Source organism: Vibrio pomeroyi (assembly GCA_041879425.1).
GTDB classification, from domain to species: domain Bacteria; phylum Pseudomonadota; class Gammaproteobacteria; order Enterobacterales; family Vibrionaceae; genus Vibrio; species Vibrio pomeroyi_A.
The window spans coordinates 1,503,114-1,527,314 of record CP090854.1 but is presented as its reverse complement, the minus strand read 5'-3'; the positions used below and the strand labels follow the sequence as shown (position 1 = coordinate 1,527,314).

Sequence of the window (24,201 nt, the reverse complement as noted above, 5' to 3'; positions counted from 1 at the left end):
ATCGCTAAAAGAACAAGTTATTGACTAAAAACACGGCAAATTTAACAGGATATTAATGAGGAGTAGGAAGAAGTGGAACAATTACAGGTTCCACTTCTTAATTTGGAAGTGACCTAAACGCTAGATTTGAATAGAACAAACGCTGTTCTTCCCTGCGTTTTTCGCTAAATAAACGGACTCGTCAGCCGCTTTAATCAATTCATTCATGGTTTCGAATTCTTGGGTCATTTCAGCCACACCGACACTGATGCTACCAATCCAAGCTTGGTTGCCGGTTTCGACCTCTAATTCAGACACTTTCTGTCGAGTCGTTTCTGCGATGTGCATGCCCCCTTTAAGGTCGGTGTCTGGGCAAATCACCAAGAATTCATCGCCCCCTAATCGACACACAATATCATCATTACGAAACGTGTTTTTTAGTTCGCGCGAGAGGGTTTTTAGTACCAAATCGCCTGCATCATGACCACTGGTGTCATTAATGCGTTTGAAGTGGTCTGCATCAATCATAATGCACACCAAAGGTACGCCAAGTTCTTTTGAATCTTGCCAATGCACTGCTAACTGTTTAAAAGCACAGCGACGGTTAGGCAAATTAGTGAGTGAGTCTGTTAACGACAGCTCTTCAAGCTTCTTGTTCGCTCGTTTCAATTCTGCGGTACGTTCCTCGACTTTGTCTTCGAGTAACTGGTTGAAGCGTAACAACTGTTTGTTTCGTTCAGAGACTTGTTCAAATAAGCCTTTAAGCGCGGCCAGTAAAGGGATGGTCGAAGAGTCTTGCTGCTTTTCTTCTGCTTCAAAGGCTTGTTGAGGTGTTGCGCCCTCTTCTATCGCCGCCACTTGTCGTGCCATGTTTTGGTCGATACCAAGGATGTGATAAGCAAGCCAATGGATGAGGAAGTCCAACAACTGACGTGCTGACGCCTGATCTTCTTCCAAGATGAAGGCTTGCATGCTGTAGATATCTTGCATAAACACGCGATGAACTTTGACGTGTTCTTCAATGTGTAAGTCATAAACGCCACGCTCTCTCATCAAAGATTCTTCTTCTTTAAAATGAAATTCGGCATAACGTGTGAGGTCAAGCAAAGCGACGTTCATGTCATCGATAGAAATTGTATTCTCCGACAACAGGTTTCCGTAGTGGTTGATAAAACCAACAAGGTATTGATGCTGTTCGTCTACAACACCAATACCTGTTTCAAAGTTTGTATCCCAATTAAATGAATTCATAAATCCCTTAGGGTCGATACCGCCAGCACAATTTACATGCATATTCGGAGGCTATAGATATTCGAAAAATATAACCATTCTACCTGTGGGTCTATTCGATTGTTTGCTCTATTTTATAAAAAGGCGACTTTGAACATTCTAAATATGGCTCATCTTAAATTTGAGACGCTCCCCTTAACAAGAACGCCCCACAAAACCGCCATTAACTTGTTGGAAATACCTAACTTTTTTGGAAAGGCTAACTCTGTATAAATACTAAAAATAATACTCCAACGCAACTTCGACAAAATCATCTTTGCGAGCGAAGAACAACAAGTCCTCTGGGGTTTCATTCTCAAACAACCACGCATTCAATCGCCACTTGAGGTTGTTATTGATACGACTTGAGGCTTCTAGCTTAGCGCTATAGACATCGCTGTTGTCCAAGTCTTGAGTGATGCCAGTCAGCACTTCGGTGCCGTCTTCATCGTTCAAGGCGAAACGCGCGCCTAGGAACACATCGTTTTGGCCGATGGTTTGCGCGTTATTGCCTCGGCTGTCATACAAGTATTCTGCGATGAAGCCGATGTCCCAATACGATTCAAGCGCCCCAACCCAAGTGTATTCAAAACCTGTTGCTACGCCGGTGTGGTTGTCGTAGCTGTCGCGATAAATGCTTTCCAGCTTCCACAACCAGTCACCAATAATGCCTTGCACATCCAGCCCAAAGTGCTGCATTTGTGCGTAATATGGCTTGAGCTGAGTGCCTTCCACACGGTAATAAGGGTCGCGGTTTGTGCCGCCTAAATAGCTTAAACCGACATCCCAATCGCCGTACATTTGGCTATAGCGCAGCGCCACATCAACGAGCTTTTCTTCTCGCGAAGATTCGTAAAGCGCATCATCCGAAACGGGCACCGTTGGCCTTAAGCGTCCGTCTTCGCCCGCAAAGGTACGTTCACGAAAATACGGCAGTAACATGGCATCTATGGTTCCCCAGTCTTTTATCGAGGTGAAGTGCACCATAGGCTGACCTAGCTTGGATTCACCATCGACCGATTCAATGGCATCGGTTTGGTTTACCACATCCACCAAGTGCGCCGATTCGGTTACGCCCCAAAATACCTTTCCAACACCCGCTCGTAATTCGTAATCATCCCAATAGGTTAGGTACAAAGCTTCTCGAATGTCTCCATGAGTTCGCTCATCGTCTTCGCTGTCTAGGCGATAAAACGGGGTGAAGGTAAAGCTGCCATTGCCCTCTTCTTGTTCCCAGTAAAACTCTGGCTGCAACACCAGTGAGCTTTGTCCTTTGTCTTGCCCTTGTAAGCCGTCACTAAAAAACTGCCTATGTTCAAGGTTAACCTGCCCTGCGAGATCCGGACTAAAGCCAGCTGCTACACATGGCAACGACACCTGCATAAGCCCAACGGTCGCTGCCAAGGTTAAGGATAACTGGGTTCCTGTTGCCACAATCCTTTTCATATTCTTGCCTTACTTAGCACGTTTAAGCGTGTTTTTTTGGAAGTCCTTGTCTTTAAGACCGGTCTGGAACGCCAAATCTGTTGTGGTTAATACGGTGCTCTTGCCTGTTTGATGGTTTTGCATCGACATGGTGTGCGCGCGCCAGTATTGGTTTAGGTACTGTTTGTAGTCTTGGAACGACAAGGTTTTCAGCAATGCGCCTTTTCGGTCGTAAAACTCGACCTGAATTGGGCGGTAGTATTGTTGGTCTAGCCATACTTTCTGCATGGTATAGCCTGAATTTTTATCGGTCGGTACTTGCTCTAAAACAAAGGTGTCTACGCCTTCCAGCTTCGCGTCTTCAATGTAGTTAAAGGTGTACTTTTCTAGCTCGAACGAGCTTAAGTCTTCGTAAGCAAATTCACTGCCCATAAACGGACCCGACTTGTTACGTGAAGAGATGCGCTTTACACGTTTCAATGCCGGCAGATACAACCATTGGTCATCGGATTTAGTGATGTGCGAATGGTTTAAGAAAGCCGTGCCTTTTACATCGCGCGGCTCATCAAAAATGGTCAAACCTTTGTCGCCATCGTCATCCACTTCTAATGATTTCAATCGCATTAGACGTGTGCTGCTTTCGCCCTGTTTGTTGCGCAGTAGCATTTCCATGGTCGCGACAGAATCGCCCCACCCGACATCAACGGCTTTGCGTTGCTCGGCAATTTCTAAGCCTTTCGCTGGGTCTGCTAACGCTGGGAAAGCGGCGAATGTGCTCAGTGTGAATAATGTAGTAACGAGTGATTGTTTAACGATTTTCATAAATTTCTCCTTGAGTCAGCCCACCGCAGCAGGCTGACGATTCCTTATTTGGTCGAAGTAGTCAGTTCGGCTGTTGGATTAGTCTGTGACTGAGTGTCATGCTTGTTTGAGTAGTGAGTTTGTTTGTCGAAGATCATCAGTAAGCTTGGTAGCAAGATGAAGTCGACCACCAGCGCAATGAAAATCACAATCGCGCTGAGTAAGCCCATGTCGGAATTGAGTCTGAAGCTCGACATCGCCAGTACAGAGAAGCCAGCCACAAGCACAACTGTGGTGATCCACAATGCGCGGCCAACGGTGTGGAAAGCGTAACGAACCGCTTCTTCCGCTGATTTTCCTTCTAATCGTGCGCGCTGGTATTTGCTTAAGAAGTGCACCGCATCATCGACCACGATGCCCAGAGTGAGCGTGACCACGACGGATAAGCCAAGGTTGATTTCACCAGAGATAAGCGCCCATAAACCAAAGCCAATAATTGCAGGTGCAATGTTCGGCACTAGGCTGATCATGCCCAAGCGAACTGAGCGCAACGCAAAGATCATCAAGCCAGAGATAAGCACTAAGGTGATAGGCAGAGTCGATAGCATACTCGCCATGTTGGTTTCACCAATGTGAGCAAACATCAGTGATGGGCTCGACGCGACGACTTCATACTGAGGTGCATTGGCTGCAAACCATGAGTAAATGCGCTCTTCGAGTTCGACTAGCTCAACACTGCCAAGGTTATCGACAGTAAGAACCATTTTGATCGATGACTTATCGACGTTGATCTGGTTGTTTAAGTCCAGGCCATACGGCAGAGACATCTCGTAAAGCAGTAGGTATTGCGCGGCAAGTTCACGGTTAAGCGGCAATTGGTTGTAGCTGTCGTCATCGCCATGCATGTTCTTGTTCAAACGCATGTAAACATCGGAAAGCGTTGCCACATGGTCGGTTTCTGGTTGAACGCGTAGCCATTCAGTAAAGTCACCAATCGCTTGCAAAAACACAGGATCAGCAATCGCTTGAGACTCGTTAGTCTTAACCGCGATGCTGATGGTGGTCATGCCGCTTACCGTCTCTTCCATGAAGTCGGCCGCTTGTCTGAATTCGCTTGAGGTATCGAAATACTTCACCGATTCATCGTTCACTTTGTTGAGTGGAATTAATGCGGCAGCACCAACAATCACAAGCGTTGAAACAGGCAGCAGTGCTTTACGGTTGGTTACCACAAAGTCACCCAGTTTATCCATGAAGGTCACATTACCTGCCGCTGTTGGATTTACTGGCAAGCGCTTAACTGGCAACAGTTTTAACAACGCAGGAAGCATAGTCACAGAGAGGATACACGCGATGATCACACCCAATGCAGACAAGTTACCGAAATCTCGTAATACCGGAGAGTCCGACATGTTCATCATCAAGAAACCAATTGCGGTGGTCACTGAGGTGATCAGAATAGGCATCGCATTGAGCTTGATGCTGTATTGAATGGCTTGTGCTTTCTCCATCCCGCGTTGCATGGCTTGTCTCATGGTCACGATTACGTGAACACAATCAGCAACGGCAAGGGTTAGCACTAAGGTCGGAACGTTGACCGTTGCGGTGCTGAGGAACATCCCTGCCCAGCCAGACAACCCCATGGTGGCAACAATTGAAGAGATAATCACAACTAAGGTCGCCACCACACTAAAGAACGAGCGCAGCATAAAGGTTAGGAACACCAACACCACCAACAGCATTAACGGCACGAGTGTTGAGCTGTCTTCTTGAGCCGACATCATAAATGCGTTGTTCATGGCGATGATGCCCGCTTTATGGAATTCGACATTCGGGTAATCGGCTTGGTACTTGGCGATCATAGTATTGATAGCCGCGATTACTTCTTGCACTTCCGCAGTTTTATCCACTTCAGGCAATTGCACGGTGACGTTCACAATCGTCACATCGCCAGAGGCTGAGACTAATGCGTTTTTAAGCAGAGGTTCATTGAGGGCGATCTGTTTTACTTTGGCGATTCGCTCTGGTGTGTGCTCGTATTCTTCATACAGCAGGTCTTCGACCAAGAGGTCGTCTTCAACCGCTTCGGTATGCTGATAATTGGCAAGGGAGTCGACACGGCTTGAGTACGGGATCTGCCACGCATCGACCGTGAGGTTTTGAATTAGGGTGAGAGTTTCTGGGGTGAAGACATTGCCATCTTCAGGAGCGACAACAATCGCGAGGTTGTCGGTTTTTGCAAAGGTAGTTTGGATCTCGTCAAACGCCATCAACTGTTTGTTGGTGCCTTCGAAGAAGATGTTGTAGTCCCCTCTAAAGTAGAGGTTCTTTGCCCCAAAAGCAGAGAGCATGATGATTGAAAAAACCACCAGCAGAACGATAAACGAACGCTTGGTCGGTATTGAGTGCCAACTGTTATTTAGATCAGCGTTTGCGTTATCGACATTACGGTTATCTCGATTTTGCTGATCGAAAGCGGGCTTCTGGCTGTCATGTTTCATCACAGTCTCCATTTGTGACGATTCGTCATATTTGTGTCATAAAAAGCCAGCCGAAGCTGACAAAAGACACAATTCTTAGTCAAACACTCAAGAAACCAAAACTACAGTCGGTTAATCTCAAGTTTGTGACGAATCGTCAAAAATGGTTATTAATAAACCCACATGAGTGGGCTTAATAGAAGCTATCGACCTACTGATTCTAAGTAAGCGATCTCTTCGCTGAACAGTTCTTGTTCTACACGGCGCCAGGTTTTGCGGTAATCCCAATCACTCGAAAGGGGCTGCCAGTTGAGGCCGTCTAAAATCATGTTCGCGTTATGTAATACTGAATACGGGTCTTGTAACCGCTTGATACAATGACTGTTTGAAGCATTCTGAGACAAAGCATTTGAACCAAATGCGATTGACCAGTTGGCGAACACGATGGCATCTGAACCCACGCCAGAAGAGAACTTTAGGTCACCGGCTTCTACTGCTTGATTGACGAGCAGGTCCGCTTGTTCGATAACGATCTCTTCTAATTGATTCATCTCGGCCACGCGTGCACTGGAGGCTTTCTCTAGTACCCACGGGCTTTTCGCCATAATCGCGCAAGTTGATAATACCGGTTCCATACGAGCATAAACTCGGTACGCAACGTGCAATGCGACAATCTTTTCGCGTGAGTTGCCTTCAAACTCTCCAGAACGAGCAAACATCAATGCCTCGGTCTTTAAAGAGTGAATACACAAGGCTAAAACTACGTCTTCTTTGCTGCAAAAGTGATTATATATCGTACCTTTAGAATAAGAGCTCGCGGCCGTTAGCTTATCCATCGTGAGGTTTCCGAACCCTTGTTCTCGAACCAGATCTTTTGCTAACAACATCAACTCTACTTCTCGGTCTGCGATAGACTGCTGCTTTTTAGACAACACGCCTTTGCAACCAAAGATACCTTGTTTATCGCCTTTACAACCAAAGCCAAACATAATTTCTCAGTCCGTATTTTAGCTTAGCTATCATCTAAGCTTCGCCAGTATTTAAAACACTCCTATCCAATATATTAACACGAATAGTAAATTCATGTAGTTAACCATTTTGTGACGTTTCGTCATTTCTGACTTATCGTCATAATAGCGTAAATATTGATCATATCAAGGTGTTTTATAAATTAAATATAACTTATGAATGGATGGATAAATATGTCAATAAGTAGATAGAGAAATCATCAACACTCACTAGAGAGAGAAGATAGGCGCTTTCATGAAGAGAACACGAAAGGTGAGAAGCTCATTCTTTACGTTAATAGACCACGTTATTTTAAGCCTTAGTGCAGAATCAGACCCGAAAAAGACGGCCGTAAAACCCACCTTTAGCCACCTTCTGACCTAGAATGAATGAGTGTAGGCTTACTTTTTGGGGCAGACCTCTCCTTATGGTCAATATTTGGCTTACTAATGTCGTTTTCTGTTAAGTTGCTATAAATTCGGTAAGGGGTGACTTACAATAGTGACAACGACTTACCTTTTTTGAGAACACGATATTGAGCGCCAAATATTCTTATTTAGCTTGGCAAGTGAATACTTCTAGCCCGGCAGAAAAGCTGGTTTTATTGATGCTTGCAGATGGTGCTGACGAATTCGGCTACACCAATGTGTGCCTGCAAACGGCAGGTCAGCTTTGTGCTCTATCTACGTTTGGTTTAGCCGACTGCCTTAAGTGTTTAGTCGACCAAGGTTTCCTCGATAAGGTGAAAGTAGATTATCGAGATCAAAAAGAGATTCACGTTTTCAAAATGCTCATTGAGCAAAAGCAAGCTACGGCGCACGTTGAGGTTCAACCGACCAATAGTATTCCGGTCTACTCTACTGCACCTGCACCTGCACCTGCACCTGCACCTGCACCTGCACCCAAGTTTCAGCCTGCTCCGGCGCCAATGCAACACATGCAGCATGCCCCTCGCCCACAAGGCCGAGGCTCAATGAACAGCAACACCGTCTCTACTCATGATCTCAACGAAGAAGAGATACCATCATGGGCAGAACGCGCGTTTAAATTCTCCGGCCTTGCCGGTGAACATAGTTTAGTATGGAAGAAATTTGTCCTCTGGTATAAAGCCAAAGCCAATGAACTCATGCCACTATCTCGCATCGAATCTAAGTTGCAGTATTGGTTAGTTAACGAGAAGCAAAATGAAAGACAACAACAGCAGAAGACCTCTCAATATTCAGGAAATGCAGGACAAGCTCAAGGAAATGGGTATAGACAAAAGCTTAGCCCATCTGAACGCTTCAGGCAGCAGCTCATTCAAAAAGGCAAAAAGCCAACCTTCTGAGCCAGCTTCACCTGTTGTTCCGAAAGTGCTGCCTAAAGATCCCGTAGTGCCTGACGTTATTGAAGCGCAGAACACTGAAGTAGCGACACCAAACGCTGCTAGCAGTGGTGCGTCTCAGCAAGTGCCTGTTGTTGATCAAGATCCAGCTGAATTAGAGCTGACCGATTGGTGTATTCACGTGTTCGGCTCTTTCTTGAGCGTGTACGAAACACAGTGGGAATACCAATACGGCAGTGAGCCAAGTGGTAAGTTCATTGAGTTTGCTAACTCTGTTGATTCTGATGGCCTTAACCGCGTGCTAATGCACTGCCATGAGCGTATTCAACTTGGCAATAGCTGGCCGCCGCAAATGGGTGAGCTTTGGATTCTAAAGGATTCTTTGACGGAAGAAGAACTGCTAGACAGCCGCATTCGAGTGTTGTCTCGCACTGCCGTGAACAAGATTGAAAAATGGCTGATTCAAAACAAGCTGTACGATTTGAAGCGCACTGCGGAAAACAAGCTTGATGGCCTGTTTAAGAAGTACTACTTAGAAGCAAAACGTTTAGATGAGAAAGGCATGTTAGAAACGGAATTGCCGCAATTCCTTCTTGCCGCGAACTCAGTGAAAAACTTGAACGATTTGAAGCGCGAAGAGTACGAAAGCCAACATGGTAAAGCACTGAACCCGCGCATCCAACAGATTCTAAACAGTAAGAAGTAGCCGCCTAGCGCTATCTGTTATAAGAAAGCAGAACAACGACACCACGGTTAACAGATACAAAAATGCCAGCTATTAAGCTGGCATTTTTATGAATTCTTACGAACTCTTTAGCGACTAATCGACCGTTATTTACGATCGCCTTACTGATTAACTACAGTAGGTGGATAGTTGCGTTTAGAGAGAAAACGCCTGAGTCGTCATCTTTCATTTTGAAGTTTTGGTAGCTAGCGCCTACAGATAGTGGACCAAAGATGAAGTATTCTGCGCCAACTGCAAACATTACGTCTATATCGTCTTGCTTGAAGTTATCGCCTTTCACTTCGTAAGAGTGAAGACCGCCCTTCGCGTATACGTGTAGAGGACCGAAGTCGATGCTTGGTTTGATTGCTAGGTAAGCAGTGCTTACGTCAACACCTTGCTTAGCACGGTTACCGTAGCTAACGTTGTCGAAAGAACCTAGATCCCAGTAACCCGCTTCAACACCGATAAGTGGAAGGATACCTGTACCCACATGGATGCCCACTGCATTCTCATCTTCGCCAGCGAATGAGTTTTGACCACCCATTACGCCGCCGTACAACCAAGAATCAGCCATAGCTGTTGAAGATGCACCTAGCAGTGCTAGTGCCAATAACGTTTTTTTCATATTCGACCTTTTCGTCCTAGTGGCAGGCCTTGAGTGGTAATAAATTGCCACCAAGTCGCCTTGTATGTAATAACTATTCAATTACTCATGCAACAAGCAAGATTTATACCTAAACCTTGCCGTTGCGTCTAACTATATTCCTTTAGCAAGCATCAATAGCGTTTTTAACACGCTTATCTGACACCGGATAAGGCGTACCGAGCTGCTGTGCGAAGAAGCTTACACGAAGCTCTTCTATCATCCAACGCACCTCTTTTACGTTTTCTGGAACCGCGATCCCTTTTGGAATCTTATTCAGCAGTTCTTTGTAATCATTCATTACTGACTCAACTTTGATCATGTGTAAACGATCTTTGTTCGGGTCAATAGGCAGCTTCTCCATGCGACGTTCTATCGCCTTCATATAGCGTAGAATATCTGGCAAGCGTTTCCATCCACATTCTGTGGCAAAACCCTTAAAAATCAAACCTTCTACTTGAGCTTTTATGTCAGAAAGTGCGAATGCCATAGAAAGGTCAACACGCCCTTTCAGCTTCTTACTGATGCTGAATGCCGTGGTCAAGATGGTTTCAACCTGTTGAGCAATCTCAACAACGGTGTCACCCAGCTCTGCACGCACGTGTTCTTTCAGTGCTTCAAACTGCTCTGGCTCCCAAACCAAACCGCCTTTCTCTTCAATCAGCTTATCAATACCACAAGCGATACAGTCATCGATAAGATCGAGTACCTGTCCGTATGGGTTGAAGTACAAGCCAAGTTTCGATTTGTTCGGCAAGTTAGAGTGCAAATATTTGATCGGCGATGGCACGTTCAACAAGATTAAACGACGCTGACCCGATTTCATTGCCGAGATCTGCTCTTGCTCGGTTTCAAACAGTTTGATCTCTACGCTGTCTTTGGTGTCCACCAGCGCTGGAAAGGCTTTCACATCGTAGCCACCGCGCTTCTGTTGGTAGACTTTCGGTAACTCACCAAAGCTCCACGTGTGCAGGTTCTGCTGTTCGATATCATCGTCTGCCACTTTAGAAAGCGTTTCTTGAACCTTGTCTTTCAGGCTCTCTTTCAGCTCATGCAGGTCTTTCTGCTCTTTCAGCTTACGCTTGCGATGATCCACGGCACGGAATGTTACCTTTAAGTGCTCTGGAATCTGGTCTAACTTCCAGTCATCACGTACCACTTCAACACCTGTCATGCGGCGCAGTTCTTTCTCAAGAGAATCCAACAGCGGCGCTTCTAACGGTGTAACACGAGCCAAGAACGCATCAGCGTAGTTTGGCGCAGGTACAAAGTTACGGCGTAGCGTTTTAGGTAACGACTTAATTAAGCTAATCACCAATTCCTGACGTAGGCCAGGGATCTGCCAATCAAAACCGTTCTGGTCAATCTGGTTCAAGATAGGCAGCGGAATGTGTACCGTTACACCATCGTTGTCGTCGCCCGGCTCAAATTGGTAGCTCAGTTTTAGTTTGATACCATTTTGGTGCCAGAAGTTCGGGTAATCCAAATCAGTAACGTGGCTAGCATCGCCTCTGAATAGCATCGACTTTTCAAAGTTAAGCAGTTCTGGTGTTTTCTGGCTGGTCTTCTTCCACCATGTATCGAAGTGACGGCCTGAAACCGCTTCTTCACCAACACGCTGGTCATAGAAATCGAACAGCTCATCATCATCGATCAAGATGTCACGACGACGAGACTTGTGCTCAAGCTCTTCCACTTCTTGCAGTAGCTTGCGGTTTTGCTTAAAGAAGGTGTGCTTGGTTTCCCACTCACCTTCTACCAACGCGCTGCGCACGAACAACTCACGGCTGACGGTTGGGTCAATCGCTCCGTAATTCACAAGGCGTTTAGGAACAATTGGAATTCCGTAAAGCATCACTTTCTCGTGTGCCATTACCGCCGCTTGCTTCTTCGACCAATGTGGTTCGCTGTAGCTGCGCTTAATCAGGTGTTTCGCTAGTGGTTCAATCCATTCCGGTTGAATCTTGGCGATAACACGGCCCCAAAGCTTTGAGGTTTCCACCAGCTCAGCAGACATGATCCACTTAGGCTGTTTCTTAAATAGGCCAGACGCAGGGAAGATATGGAAGCGCGCATTACGTGCTCCTTGATATTCATTCTTCTCTTGGTCTTTCATACCGATGTGTGAAAGCAGACCTGATAGCAAAGACATGTGAATGCCATCGTAACTACCCGGCTCTGTATTTAGCTTGGTATCCAATTCACGCATTGCTTGGTGAATTTGGAAGTACACATCTTGCCATTCACGGATGCGTAAATAGTTCAGGTAATCCTGCTTACACTGTTTGCGGAATTGGTTACTCGACAACGCTTTTTGCTGCTGCTTAATGTAATCCCATAGGTTCACAAACGTGATGAAATCAGATTCTTTATCGAAGAAGCGCTTGTGCTTGTCATCTGACGATTGTTGCTTGTCTGACGGACGCTCACGTGGATCTTGAATCGACAGTGCCGACGCAATAACCATCACTTCATGTAGACAGCGGTTGCGTGGTGCTTCAATCACCATACGCGCTAAACGCGGATCGATAGGCAACTTCGCTAGCTTACGACCAATCGCCGTGAGCTTCTTCTTGTCATCGCCGTGCTTCTTGTTTTTGTTCGCTGACGGTTCAACGGTCGCGATCGCACCAAGCTCTTCAAGCAGCCTTACACCGTCTTGAATGTTGCGCTTATCTGGCGCTTCAACAAATGGGAATGCTTGAATGTCACCTAAGCCAAGCGCTGTCATCTGAAGGATTACAGACGCTAGGTTAGTGCGAAGAATCTCTGGATCAGTAAACTCTGGGCGTGACTCGAAATCTTCCTCAGAGTACAGACGAATACAGATACCTTCCGCAACACGACCACAACGCCCCTTACGCTGGTTTGCGCTCGCTTGAGACACTGGCTCAATCGGTAGGCGCTGTACTTTGGTGCGGTAACTGTAACGGCTTATACGCGCCGTACCCGGGTCGATGACATACTTGATGCCCGGAACGGTTAACGAGGTTTCTGCCACGTTGGTCGCCAGAACGATGCGTCGACCAGTGTGAGACTGGAAGATTCGGTTCTGCTCACCCGCCGATAAACGAGCGTATAGCGGAACAATCTCAGTATCACGCAGGTTACGTTTACTCAGTGCATCCGCTGTATCACGAATCTCTCGTTCACCGTTCATGAAGATCAAGATATCGCCAAGGCCTTCATCGCACAGCTCATCAACCGCTTCAAAGATGCCTTCGATTTGGTCACGGTCTGAATCACTTTCATCGCCACCTAATGGGCGGTAACGCGTATCTACTGGATAAGTACGGCCAGACACTTCGATGATTGGTGCATTATTGAAGTGCTTAGAGAAACGCTCTGGGTCGATGGTTGCCGACGTGATGATCACTTTCAGATCAGGACGCTTTGGTAGCAACTCTTTCAGGTAACCCATGATGAAATCGATGTTCAGGCTACGTTCGTGCGCTTCATCGATGATGATGGTGTCGTACTGGTTTAAGAAACGGTCGTGTTGAATCTCCGCCAGTAGAATACCGTCGGTCATCAATTTGATTTGTGTGTTGTCAGAAATCTGGTCGTTGAATCGAACCTTATAACCAACAAACTCACCCAGCTGTGTTTCCATCTCTTCAGCAATACGGTTCGCAACCGAACGCGCCGCAAGACGACGAGGCTGAGTGTGACCAATTAGACCAAAGCGGCCACGGCCAAGCTCAGTACAGATTTTTGGTAACTGAGTTGTTTTGCCCGAACCCGTTTCACCCGCCACGATAACCACTTGGTTTTCAGCAATGGCTTTCGCGATGTCGTCGCGTTTTTGGCTAACAGGGAGAATTTCTGGGTATTCAATCGTTGGTTTTTGCGCAGCACGCTGGGTTGCCGTCATCATCGACTTGGCAATGTCTAATGCGATTTCATCGAAAACAGCATGCTTAGATTGTTCGTTCTTAATACGGCTTGCACCAGAGATACGCTTACTTAAACGGAAGCGGTCGCGCATCATGCACTCATTTAAGGCCTTACGAAGAGAGGCTGGGCTATTTTGAGATGCGCTAGTCTTGGGTGCTTGCTGCTTTGATTTTTGGTTTTGTTTTGGGTTTTGCTTAGCTTGATTAGCAGAGGAGTCAGATGTCGCGTTTGAATTCGCGTCATGGTTCTGCTTGTTCGCAGTATGCTTATTTGGGTCTGCTTTTTCCGGAGACGAAGTCACAGCGTGTCCTATTCTTTCTCTTATATAAACTCGCGCGATTGTACCACAAGTGAGCCCGAGTATAGAATGGAAAGCCGCTTCGACGAGTTGTTTAAATTATCGAAGCTCAGGTGCTAGTTGTTATACGCATTTGCACTCGCATCGCAACCTCTTACAAACAAAAAGAGATTGGTATGACCCAATCTCTTTTCCAATATTTTAACAACTTACGTCAAACGAGCTATTTAGTTTAGATAAGTTATTGTAGCTTGACCAAATGTCTTACAAAAAGTGAACTGCCACTGAGTTCATTGTTAAACTACTTCCACCAATAAACACATCCACCTCTCCCTTTTCAAACATAAAGCACGCTTGGCTGCCGTAGAACTTCAGATCCTCAGCATCAATCTCAAGCCTAACCGTTTTGCGCTCATGCCCTTCTAAACAGCACTTCGTAAAGGCTTTCAGTTCTCTCTGTGGACGAGTCGTCGAAGAGACTTGGCGAGAGATATAGCACTGAACGACTTCCTGCCCAGCAATCGCAGAGGTGTTTTCAACTTCAACCTCGACAATTAGGTTCTCATTCTCTGTAATTTCAGGCGTCACCGCAGTCAATTTCCCATATTCAAACTGCGAGTAGCTTAAGCCGAAACCGAATGGGTAAAGCGGTGTATCTTGCTCATTCTTATATGGCATGTACTCTTGATACGCTCGCATTTTACCAATAGGCTTGCGACCATAATACATCGGAATTTGCCCTGTGCTTCTTGGTACTGTCATGGTGAGCTTGCCACTCGGATTACTATGACCAAACAGTAAGTTACCGACCGCATTGCCTGTCTCTGTGCCGCTTTGCCATGCATAAACCAGTGACTGAGCGTATTGCTCAATCTTAGGTGATGGTACTGGTCTGCCTGTACACTGAACCACAATCAGAGGTTTGCCCGTTTTGCCAATGGCTTCAATGAGCTCTTCTTGGCCCGGTGGCAGCACAAGCTCAGCGATATTGCGTGCTTCTCCCGTTCGGCGATGGCTTTCACCGACACACAGCACAACTACATCACTGCGATGCGCACACTCCATCATGTCATCACTGAATGCGCTTGAATCAGTAATTATGGTGTTCTCTGGCGCTGCGACTTGGATGCCACCGGCAATCGTTGCAACGTCTTCCGCATTGCCATCTAAACACCAAGAACCAAGGTGCTGCCTCTGTGAATGAGCATGAGGGCCAATCACAGCAATGGTTAAACCTTGTGAGTTTAACGGTAGCAAGTCACCATCATTTTTAAGCAACACCATGCTTTCTTGCGCTAACTCCAGTGCCTTGCGCTTATGCTCTTCGAGACCCAGCACACTCTTATGCAGTTCAGGGTCAATGTATGGTCGTTCAAACAGCCCAGCGCGGAACTTAGTTAACAGCACACGGTAGACAGCTTCATCTAGGTTTTCTTGCAAGCTAGGGTTGTTCTTCACCAGATCTTCAAGGGTGTCTTCGTATGCTTCGTGGGTCATCGCCATATCAACCCCCGCAGATAGTGCCTTTAACGCCGCAGCCAATGGGTTTTTCGCAACTTGGAAGTATTCCAAATCGGAAATAGAGCCCCAATCGCTCACGACCATGCCATCAAATTTATGCTCGCCTTTGAGCCAGTCTCGAATTAATGGACGAGAGCCTGTTACTGGTGTACCACCAAGGTCGTTAAAACCAGACATCATTGTCGCGACACCCGCTTTTACTGCTGCGGCAAACGGCGGCAAATGTACATTGTGCAAGGTGTTGTCGCTCAACTCAGTCGTGTCATAATCACGACCACCTTCTGATGCGCCATAGCCAACAAAGTGTTTGGCACACGCCACCAGCTTATTGGGTTGTGAAGGATCGTCACCTTGAAAACCTTTCACCACGGATTTAGCAAACTGACTGGTTAAGTATGGGTCTTCACCAGAGCTCTCAATAACTCGGCCCCAACGCGGATCTCGAACGATGTCGAGCATTGGCGCAAAGGTCCAATTGATACCTAGAGAAGCCGCCTCAGTCGCAATGCACTCGTAAGCTTCTTCAACCAGTGTTGGGTTCCAAGAACATGCTTGAGCTAGAGGGATAGGCAGCACTGTCTTTTGACCATAAATCACATCGCGAGCGAATATGATGGGAATCCCAAGGCGGCTTTTTTCTATCGCCACCTTTTGGATCTCATTGAGCTGGTGCGGATCAACCGATTCACCCGGCGCATTACCCGCCCACGCCGTGTCAGCAAGGATGCGTGAGCCATACGCACCCTGCTCTACTTTCATCAAGTACTCTTGCTTGTTGTCGTCATAATCTAGCATTGGCGATTGGCAAAGCTGACCCACTTTCTCGGCAAGCGTCATCTGAGTCAGTAAATCTTTCGCTCTAGTTTGGTAACTCGCAGAGCTGTCTTTGTATAGAGCCATCAATTAGATCTCTTTCATTTTATAACGTGGGAAAGCTTCGGTTAGAAACTCAGTCATCTCTTGGTATAACGCATCATTACCAGACTGTTTCGCTAAGCGTCGTAATTGGTCGGCCGCCGTTGGTACATATCGAGAATCAAGCTGAACGTAGATCTCGATGAACTCCATTAACTGCTGTTCATTAAGTTGCTCAATGATCAATACAGGCTTTTCTAATGACTCGTAGTAAGCATCAGGCTTAGGACCAAGCGTTGCGTTTCGCCAAGTTTCAATCACCTGCTGATAGCCCCCCAAGTACTCATCTTCAATTCTGAGTTCGAGTTTGTTCATCCCTTTTAACGCAGTCACTAATTCACCTTGATTGTATTGCTGCTCTGCGTATGCAAAGTAGTTTTCAGATAGTGAATAGGCTTTTAACCACGCCGAACCGTAGGCGATTAAAACAACCGAGGCCAGCGCTAATAATTTATATCCTGTCGATACTTTCATTACTTAACCCCTACACCAGTAAATGCCTTGATAAAGTTCTTCTGTAGGCAGAAAAAGACAATCACAACAGGTACTGCAATCATGGTAGTCATCGCCCACAATTGTTCTAAGTTGGTACCCGGTACTTCAGTTTTAAAGTTGTACAGTGCGAGTTGAAGTGTCATGAGTGATTCATCGCGTACATAAAGCAGCGGTCCCATAAAATCGTTCCATGCCCCCATGAAGGTTAGAATACCGACCGTTGCCAAAGCTGGTCGCATCATTGGCAGAATGATTTTGAAGAAGATACGCATCTCACTCGCGCCATCAATACGTGCCGCTTCCAAGTAGGCGTTGTCTATCTGCTTCATGAACTGCACCATCAAGAAGATGTTGTATGCACTGATGGCACCCGGAATGATCAGCACACGATAGGTGTTAATCCAGTTCCACTCATACATCATCATGTAAGTCGGGATAGTGAACAGAATCGCCGGAATCATCATCGAACCAAGAATCACTTTCAGCCAAAACTCGCGGCCAGGTAAGTTGGTTTTGACAATCGAATACGCGACCATCGATGAGAACAATGTGTTCAGTACCGTGACAGTGACTGAGATGAAGATGGTGTTGAAGAACACTCTCCCCAAGTTCACTGAGTCAAACACCTTGATGTAGCCAGCAAACGACCACTCTTTTGGCAAACTGTTCGGGCTGTGCATGATCTCTGGGCCGGTCTTAAATGAGTTGATCACCATGTAGAAGAACGGATACAACACAATAAGGGTGGCAACCAGAAGTGTGCCGTAAATCAGTAGGTTCTTTTTCTTATCAGCATTCATGATTAGTCTTCCTTACTGGTGATTTTTAACTGCATCATCGTCAGCAGGTAAATTACGCAAGCGAGCATTAAGCCAATGGTTGAAGCTTCACCCATCTTCATCTGCTCAAAACCGGTTTGGTACAGGTAGAGCACCGGAGTGAGTGCCGATTGGTAAGGGCCACCGTTTAAGTCGAAGTTCATGAACACTTCGATAAACATCTGTAGGCCATTGATGATGTTCATTGTCATCACAAACACGATCTGCGGCATGATCATCGGCAGAGTAATTTTCTTAGTCTTACGCCACCACGATGCACCATCAATATCAGCGGCTTCGAACAGAGATTTGTCGATGCTGGCGATACCACCAAGGAAGATGATCATTTGAACACCAAACCACTTCCAGGCACTGAACACCGCAATCACAGGCATTGGTAGCCACTCTTCAAACTTCCAAAATACTGGCTCTGAGAGAAGATTCGCGCCCACCATAGTATTTTGAATTGGACCAGAAGGACCTGATATGAAGTCAAAAATGATCATAGCTACGGTAATCGAGGTCACTACTGGTATGAACATGATGGTACGGAACATGCTCGACAAAAATTTGATTTCGTGGAGAAGCAAGGCCAAACCCAGTCCAATCACGAAGCTCAATGTCACGAAGATGACTTGGTTAAACACCACATTGAACAACGACTTCCAGAACAAGAAGTCCGTCACCACAGTAATCCAGTTGGTTAAACCGATGAACTTGGTGTTCTCTGGCATCAAGATGTTTACGCTGAGAAAGCTACTCTCAAACGACAAGAAGAACGGGTAAATCAAAAAGACCGCGAAGTACACAATCCATGGAGCAAGGAACAGGTAGCCGGTTATGAGGTTATCTTTTTTCATAGTTTCACTTAGACCTATCACACTATTCGTTAATGAGTTTTTCAGCTTGCTTCGCTGCTGCTTCTACCGCTTCCTCAGCAGAAACATCTTGCTTAACCACAGCTTTGGAATACTGCTCAAGAATGACGCCCGCCATGTCTGATGACAGTGCAAAAGGTTCATTCAATTTTGCATTTGGTAGTTGCTCAACAAATGGTTTGGCTTCTGATGTGTTGTAGTAAGGTCGGTCTTTTAGCGAGATCAGTGTTGGCAGTTGTCCCAGCGCCACATTGGCTTTGTGGTTAAACTCGTCTTCCATCATCAACTCCAAGAACGCCCATGACAGCTGCTCTTTCTCAACGCTGTTTTTGAAGATCATCAGAGCACGGCCATCCAGTGTGGAGTATGAAGTGTCGCCTTTGTTCAGCGTTGGAATCGGTGCTAGTCCAACATCTTCACCCACCACCATCGGCTTACCTGCCGCTTCGGTTAGGTTTGCTTTCCAACCAAAGCCAAACTGTGGCCACATGCCAATGGTACGTGAGAAGAAGTTCTTCTCCATGGTCAGTGGAGCATACTGCTGCGCCTTCACCATGGTTTCAAAGAACAGCGCTAGGTTCGCTTCTTCTCTATCGAAATTAGGGTTGGTACCGAAACGATTAAGCAAGCCGTATTGACCATCGTTGAAGTTGTAGTACATCTGAGCCAGCATGCTCCAGTACCAGCTACCCCAAGACAGTGCTTCGTTCCAGAATACGGTGCCGTACACAGGGCTGCCATCTGCTCTTGGAGGCAGTTGGCTGATCTTTTCTGCCGCGTGTAAAAATTCATCCCAGGTTTGAGGTGGGTTCTCTGGGTCTAATCCTGCTTCAATGAACAGCTCTTTGTTGTAGAGCATCAGCGTCGTTGTCGCATTCCAAGGGATGTAGTAGTTTCGACCATAGTTTTTCTGCATGAAAACAGGAGCAATCCTATCCTCCATCGCATTAAAACCTTCGAACTGCTCTAAGTAAGCGAGCTTACCCATCTTTGCGTATTTCGCCGGTTGATAACCAAATACACCTGCATATAGGTTTGGCACATCACCTGCTGCCATGCGGGTTTCTAGGTTTTCATCGTTTGATACGACTACGTCTACGTTGGGATATCTTTTTTTGAACTCAGGAACTAACTCAGAACGGACAAAGTCCATGTAGTTACCCACTGGGGTCATGACTTCGATACGGGTATTATCTGCGAGTGACACTTGCGAACTCAGCGCAAGCACACATCCAATCAACCACTTTTTCATAACTATCCTACAGAGTTTCACGTAAAATTAATGAGGTTGGCAAAATCGTTAATGCTTTTGAGTCTTTGGCTTTTTCATCAAGCGCATTGATTAATGTTGATGCTGCAAGCTCCCCCATCCCCTCTTTCTCATGGGTAACGGTGGTTAAACTCGGAATCATTAACTCTGCCATTCTTATATTATCGAAACCGACGAGCTTCATTTCGCTCGGGATGTCTATTTCAAAACGCTTCGCTGCGCGAATTATGCCGATCGCCATTTCATCATTGGCCGCAAATACCGCGTCGGGTCTGCGCCCCTGTTCCAATAAATCCTTCATCTGCTTGTAAGCGGTCTTTTCTGTGAAGTCGCTTTTGATCAAATGATGGTTTTTAACCGGCATATTGAAATAACCCAAAGCTGAGATGTAGCCATCCAGTCGCTTCTTGCTATCGTATGAGTCTTCTGGCCCAGTGAAGAAGTAGATGTCTTTGCAGCCCTTAAGCACCAACTCTTTGGTTGCACTGAATGCTCCACCAAAGTTGTCGATTAGGATGTTATAGATACCGGGAGCACTTATTTCTCGGTCTAGAACCACCATAGGGAAATCTGGACCTGCGACCGACTTTAGAAACTCGGTATCAAATGAATTAGTTAACACCACCGCGCCATCAACAACACGGTCTCGAATATACTTGTGAGCCGTAGAGTCTTCATTGCCATACATGCTACAAGCCACGACATCATAGCCACGCTGGTGACAGACCTTCTCGATACCTTTGACAAGTTCGCTGTAAATCGGACCAAACCAGTTATTTAGAAACAGGCCGATGGCATAGCTACGACGCTGCTTCAACTGCTTAGCATTGGTGTTAGCGACATAGTTCATCTCGTGAGCAATATTGAGAACATGCTGACGCGTCTTTTCACTGACACGATTGCAGTCATTCATTGCGTACGAAACGGTTGCGATGGAGACATTCGCTTTTTTAGCTACGTCTTTAATGGTCACTTTCATTTCACTTATTTCCTTTAAGAGCCCAGCTCTTCACACCTTGCATTTTTCTCATGCTCAGCCTTTGAGTTGGGCCCATCGCTGAGCCCAACAGATTATTAAAGGGAGATATGAAGGGTGTTTTCTTCACTACTCAATCTCTGAAGCAACCATTCGCGCGAGATCTTCGCGCCACCAGAGCGGTAGCGGTTCTCAGTAAGCTCGAATGGCACCGTTTCACCGTTTATCGAAATTGCTTTTGGCGTGTGTGAACCTTCAACCAAATCGATAACTAAGGTCATTGGCTTCTCATCAAGCTCGAAGTGAATCTTCGTTTGACCAACTCGCGAAGAGATTACTGGGTCAAGAATGAGATCGTTGTTCGAGAATCGAACGCCAAATACGTTAGAGATAAGTTGATTCACATAGATACCCGGACCACTTGAGTAGATTCTCCAGCCACCTTTCACCGCAACCTCACCGTTTTTCACTTGGTCAAAGTTGTCGTAAGCCGTTGGTCTGTCATTGAACTTCGCATCTGAACTTGAGAAGTATGCATTCGACTGACGAAGCTCAGCATTTGGCACGTGGTCTTGAATACCCACAGGGATAATTTTGTACAGGTTGTCGAATACTGCTTCCGCGTCGCCCAACTTACACAGCGCTTCGATGAATCGAATATGAGCGTGACAATACTGAAGGCCCACTTCACGTCCAAGGTTGGCTGCCAGTTCTGCGCGCTTAAAGTAGCTCTGTTTACCTGCTTTGTACTCAGCCATTTTATCCATCAAGCGAACTCCGTCAGGGTGCACAAGGTTTTGCTTAATGATCTCCATGTGAGAGCTTGCCATTTCTGGATCAAACACTTCTGAAATGATTGAGCGGCTTGCTGGCAATAGTCGGTAGTTGATACCCGTTTTTTGATCTGATGGATGCAGCAAGTGTTCGATTTGCTTAACGCTCCCCTCTTCATCGCGATCGAAGTGGATAAAGCCTGCAATCACGCCATCTTTAATCAAGTAGTGGTGGTAATCGCTTTCCATCTTGTCGGCCAATTCCATCAAAGAAGCGGCGTAGTTTTGATGTTCACTACCTTGAAGGGCTTGGTACATACCTTTAAGCGCTTGTAGCGTTAATGGAATTGTCCAACCACTCACCATGTTCTCACGCAGTGATTGATTCGCTGGCTGTAGCGTATCGTCCCAGTCGCCATCACCGTAACAAGAGAGTGATGTGCCAGGTACAAGGTTATCAAGCATATGCTGGATTTGAGTTTGTACGTGATGCATTAACGTGAAGCTGCTTTCGCTCTTTACAAAGCCTTCTTCTGCTAGCGTGTACGGCAGTTCAACATCCAGAATACTGATGTCGCCCGTCGTATTTAGGTAATCAGCTAGAGCTTTGAGCGGCCATACTACGATGTCACCGTGCGCTTCTTCTTGTTGAATAGTTGCGTATTGGTCGAACATGAACCACTGAGGCCAAGTACCCGTTTCTTGGTATTGGTGGCTATAGATCTCTTCTAGTACCGCTTTTGCCTTTGCGTATTCCTGCATCGACATAAACAGTTCGAATGGGCCTTGAGACACATCGCGCGTACCCCATGCTGCTCCAGAGTATTGCTCCAATCCGTGTGGTGTTGAGTAGTGAACTAAGGCGTTGTGAGTGAACCAATTCAGACACGTATTGATGCGCTGGCTGTTGCCATTGTCTTCACTGAAGTCAACACTGAAGCCTTTGGTCAGTGACTGAATACCTTTTTGGTATTGCTCGCGTTCCGCCTCAAACGCCATAAATTGTGCGGTAGTGTCTAGCGCACCCGTCTTACCGCCAATCGCGATAGAACAGTGGCTTTCAAGAGAACCGTTCAGTACCAAGTACTCCACTGAATCAGACTCCGCACGTCCGATCGTTTCCGCCGTTACGTCCATGCCTGACACTGCAAGACCATAGCTCAGCTGCGGCATGAATTGATCAATCAGTTCATTTTTGCCTGTCACTGTGAACAGTTCGCCATCTCTTGCAATCTCTACACTGCCTTCACCTTCGTTGTTACCAAAAACAAGTTGGTGTGACACTTTGATTGAAAGCGGAGCCTCAATACCGTGCTTAGTGATATCTAGCTGAATCATTGGGTTTTGTGCATTTGAGAACGAAACGATCTCTAGGTAGCCGCCAAATAGTTTATAAATCCAACGTGAATAGTTTTGGCCAGTTTCGTAAGCCGAAGGCATGCCCAATACGCGGAAGGTTCCATCCACTTCAACCCATACTCTTTGCCCTGCATGAGTGAATTGGTTTAACGGGTTTCGGCACACGCCCAACAGCTTATTGAATGAAGTATTACCAAGCGTCAGCTGTGAGTTGAAAACACCGCCGATGTAGTGAGTCGAGCTCATGATAGATTGCTGGTAATCTTGGTTATTACCCGACGCAATCACATGACCTGTTGTACGCTCTAGATGCTTCTCTTTTTCTGGCAGCGTCACGTATTTGTTGTCGCCGTAGAAGAATGAAAGCAGTTCACCGTCTTTAACGTCCGCGAACGTTTGATCATCACCGAAGAACTCAGTGATCTCTTTCTTGCTCAGCTTTTCGCCCAGCAGGTACTCGCCTTTAGGTTGGTGCACACAAGATAAAGGCTCACGTTCCATTTCTTCAGATAACGTCAGTTGAGCGTGCTTAGCTGTAATCTCTTCCAGTTCAATAGGCTCGCCCGAATTTGATTTCGGGAAGTCCGCAGTGACAACACCATAAAAAACCACTTCCTTAGACGAGTCTGCTGCAAGCGTGATCTCTTCAGTTTGAAGCGCGATGTAACCCATCTCATATTGATATTTTTGGTTTGCAAGTTGCGGCGCGTTCAATGCTACGGCCTCACCTGTTAACTTGAACTCTTTACCAAAGAACTGGAAACCATCGGTGCTGTAGCCAACGACAGGAGAAAGAGAACCCAATTGAATGCGCGGGTTGCCTGAAGATTGAGGCAAGTTCTGACGGCTACAAACCACGTAACCCATTTGGTTTTCAAAGATTTGATGGTCAAGGTACTGAGAGCAGTACAGTTCATTGGTTTTAACTGCGCCTTCATCCGCAAGACCTATGTCTTGACCGTAAATCAGGTCATACGTCAGTGGCAATGAAGAGAGGTTGGTAATGCTCACATCGTAGAAAAACGCATGGCCAGCCGTTTTAATCGACACAACAGCTTCAAAGTCTTCCGTTGTTGTTACCCACTGTAATGAACCATCGCTCTGCTTAAACGTTTCAATCTTGTTATTAAAAAAAAGCAGTGGTGTGACATTTAATTTACCTTCGCTTTTAACACGAAGAAATACATTCGAGATAGCCATTTCTGAGTCAGGCGTATCGAACAAAGACACCATTAAACGATCACTGCGAATTGCGCCTAGTACGCCATCTGCGTTGAATGTGAGGTTTAGGCTTTCGTTGCCAACGCTCATTTGTGATCCAGGTTGAATGTGGTGCATAAAGCTT

General features: G+C 46.2%; 16 protein-coding genes. 2 read left to right on the top strand and 14 right to left on the bottom strand.

What is annotated here, in order from left to right; genetic code table 11:
- Positions 1–120: 120 nt before the first annotated feature.
- From L0992_06855 to L0992_06835, 5 genes are all read right to left on the bottom strand, one after another.
- Positions 121–1,230, bottom strand: coding sequence for a GGDEF domain-containing protein (locus L0992_06855; protein ID XGB68398.1), 1,110 nt, complete (start codon positions 1,228–1,230; stop codon positions 121–123).
- A 255-nt stretch (positions 1,231–1,485) separates the two neighbouring features.
- Positions 1,486–2,694, bottom strand: a complete 1,209-nt coding sequence (locus tag L0992_06850; protein ID XGB68397.1) for a hypothetical protein — start codon at positions 2,692–2,694, stop codon at positions 1,486–1,488.
- 9 nt (positions 2,695–2,703) lie between these two features.
- Positions 2,704–3,495: an outer membrane lipoprotein-sorting protein gene (locus L0992_06845; GenBank protein XGB68396.1), complete on the bottom strand. Its 792-nt coding sequence runs from the start codon at positions 3,493–3,495 to the stop codon at positions 2,704–2,706.
- Positions 3,496–3,539: 44 nt separating this feature from the next.
- Positions 3,540–5,987, bottom strand: a complete 2,448-nt coding sequence (locus L0992_06840; GenBank protein XGB68395.1) for an MMPL family transporter — start codon at positions 5,985–5,987, stop codon at positions 3,540–3,542.
- Positions 5,988–6,157: 170 nt separating this feature from the next.
- Positions 6,158–6,943: a TetR/AcrR family transcriptional regulator gene (locus L0992_06835; protein ID XGB68394.1), complete on the bottom strand. Its 786-nt coding sequence runs from the start codon at positions 6,941–6,943 to the stop codon at positions 6,158–6,160.
- A 554-nt stretch (positions 6,944–7,497) separates the two neighbouring features.
- Here L0992_06835 and L0992_06830 point away from each other — a divergent pair.
- Both L0992_06830 and L0992_06825 read left to right on the top strand, forming a co-directional pair.
- A complete protein-coding gene (locus L0992_06830) occupies positions 7,498–8,289 on the top strand; it encodes a hypothetical protein (GenBank protein XGB68393.1) in 792 nt (263 codons plus the stop codon).
- Positions 8,210–8,992: a hypothetical protein gene (locus tag L0992_06825; GenBank protein ID XGB68700.1), complete on the top strand. Its 783-nt coding sequence runs from the start codon at positions 8,210–8,212 to the stop codon at positions 8,990–8,992. Before L0992_06830 ends, L0992_06825 begins: the two co-directional genes overlap by 80 nt.
- A 151-nt stretch (positions 8,993–9,143) precedes the next feature.
- Here the strand turns inward: L0992_06825 and L0992_06820 are convergent, their stop codons facing one another.
- The 9 genes from L0992_06820 to L0992_06780 form a co-directional block, all read right to left on the bottom strand.
- On the bottom strand, positions 9,144–9,638 hold the full coding sequence (locus tag L0992_06820; protein ID XGB68392.1) for a porin family protein: 495 nt from the start codon (positions 9,636–9,638) through the stop codon (positions 9,144–9,146).
- Between the two features lie 142 nt (positions 9,639–9,780).
- Entirely contained in the window at positions 9,781–13,854 is a 4,074-nt protein-coding gene (gene hrpA / locus L0992_06815) for an ATP-dependent RNA helicase HrpA (GenBank protein XGB68391.1), read from the bottom strand.
- Between the two features lie 261 nt (positions 13,855–14,115).
- Entirely contained in the window at positions 14,116–16,272 is a 2,157-nt protein-coding gene (locus L0992_06810; GenBank protein XGB68390.1) for a glycoside hydrolase family 3 C-terminal domain-containing protein, read from the bottom strand.
- A gap of 3 nt (positions 16,273–16,275) precedes the next feature.
- On the bottom strand, positions 16,276–16,761 hold the full coding sequence (locus L0992_06805; protein XGB68389.1) for a hypothetical protein: 486 nt from the start codon (positions 16,759–16,761) through the stop codon (positions 16,276–16,278).
- Positions 16,761–17,582, bottom strand: coding sequence for a carbohydrate ABC transporter permease (locus tag L0992_06800; protein ID XGB68388.1), 822 nt, complete (start codon positions 17,580–17,582; stop codon positions 16,761–16,763). Before L0992_06800 ends, L0992_06805 begins: the two co-directional genes overlap by 1 nt.
- Before the next feature lie 2 nt (positions 17,583–17,584).
- On the bottom strand, positions 17,585–18,460 hold the full coding sequence (locus L0992_06795) for a sugar ABC transporter permease (GenBank protein XGB68387.1): 876 nt from the start codon (positions 18,458–18,460) through the stop codon (positions 17,585–17,587).
- A 22-nt stretch (positions 18,461–18,482) separates the two neighbouring features.
- Positions 18,483–19,730, bottom strand: coding sequence for an extracellular solute-binding protein (locus L0992_06790; protein ID XGB68386.1), 1,248 nt, complete (start codon positions 19,728–19,730; stop codon positions 18,483–18,485).
- A 7-nt stretch (positions 19,731–19,737) separates the two neighbouring features.
- The gene (locus L0992_06785) at positions 19,738–20,727 is read right to left on the bottom strand and encodes a LacI family transcriptional regulator (GenBank protein ID XGB68385.1); all 990 of its coding nucleotides are present in this window, start codon (positions 20,725–20,727) and stop codon (positions 19,738–19,740) included.
- Between the two features lie 95 nt (positions 20,728–20,822).
- Complete coding sequence (locus tag L0992_06780) at positions 20,823–24,194, bottom strand: cellobiose phosphorylase (protein ID XGB68384.1); 3,372 nt, start codon at positions 24,192–24,194, stop codon at positions 20,823–20,825.
- Positions 24,195–24,201: the final 7 nt, after the last annotated feature.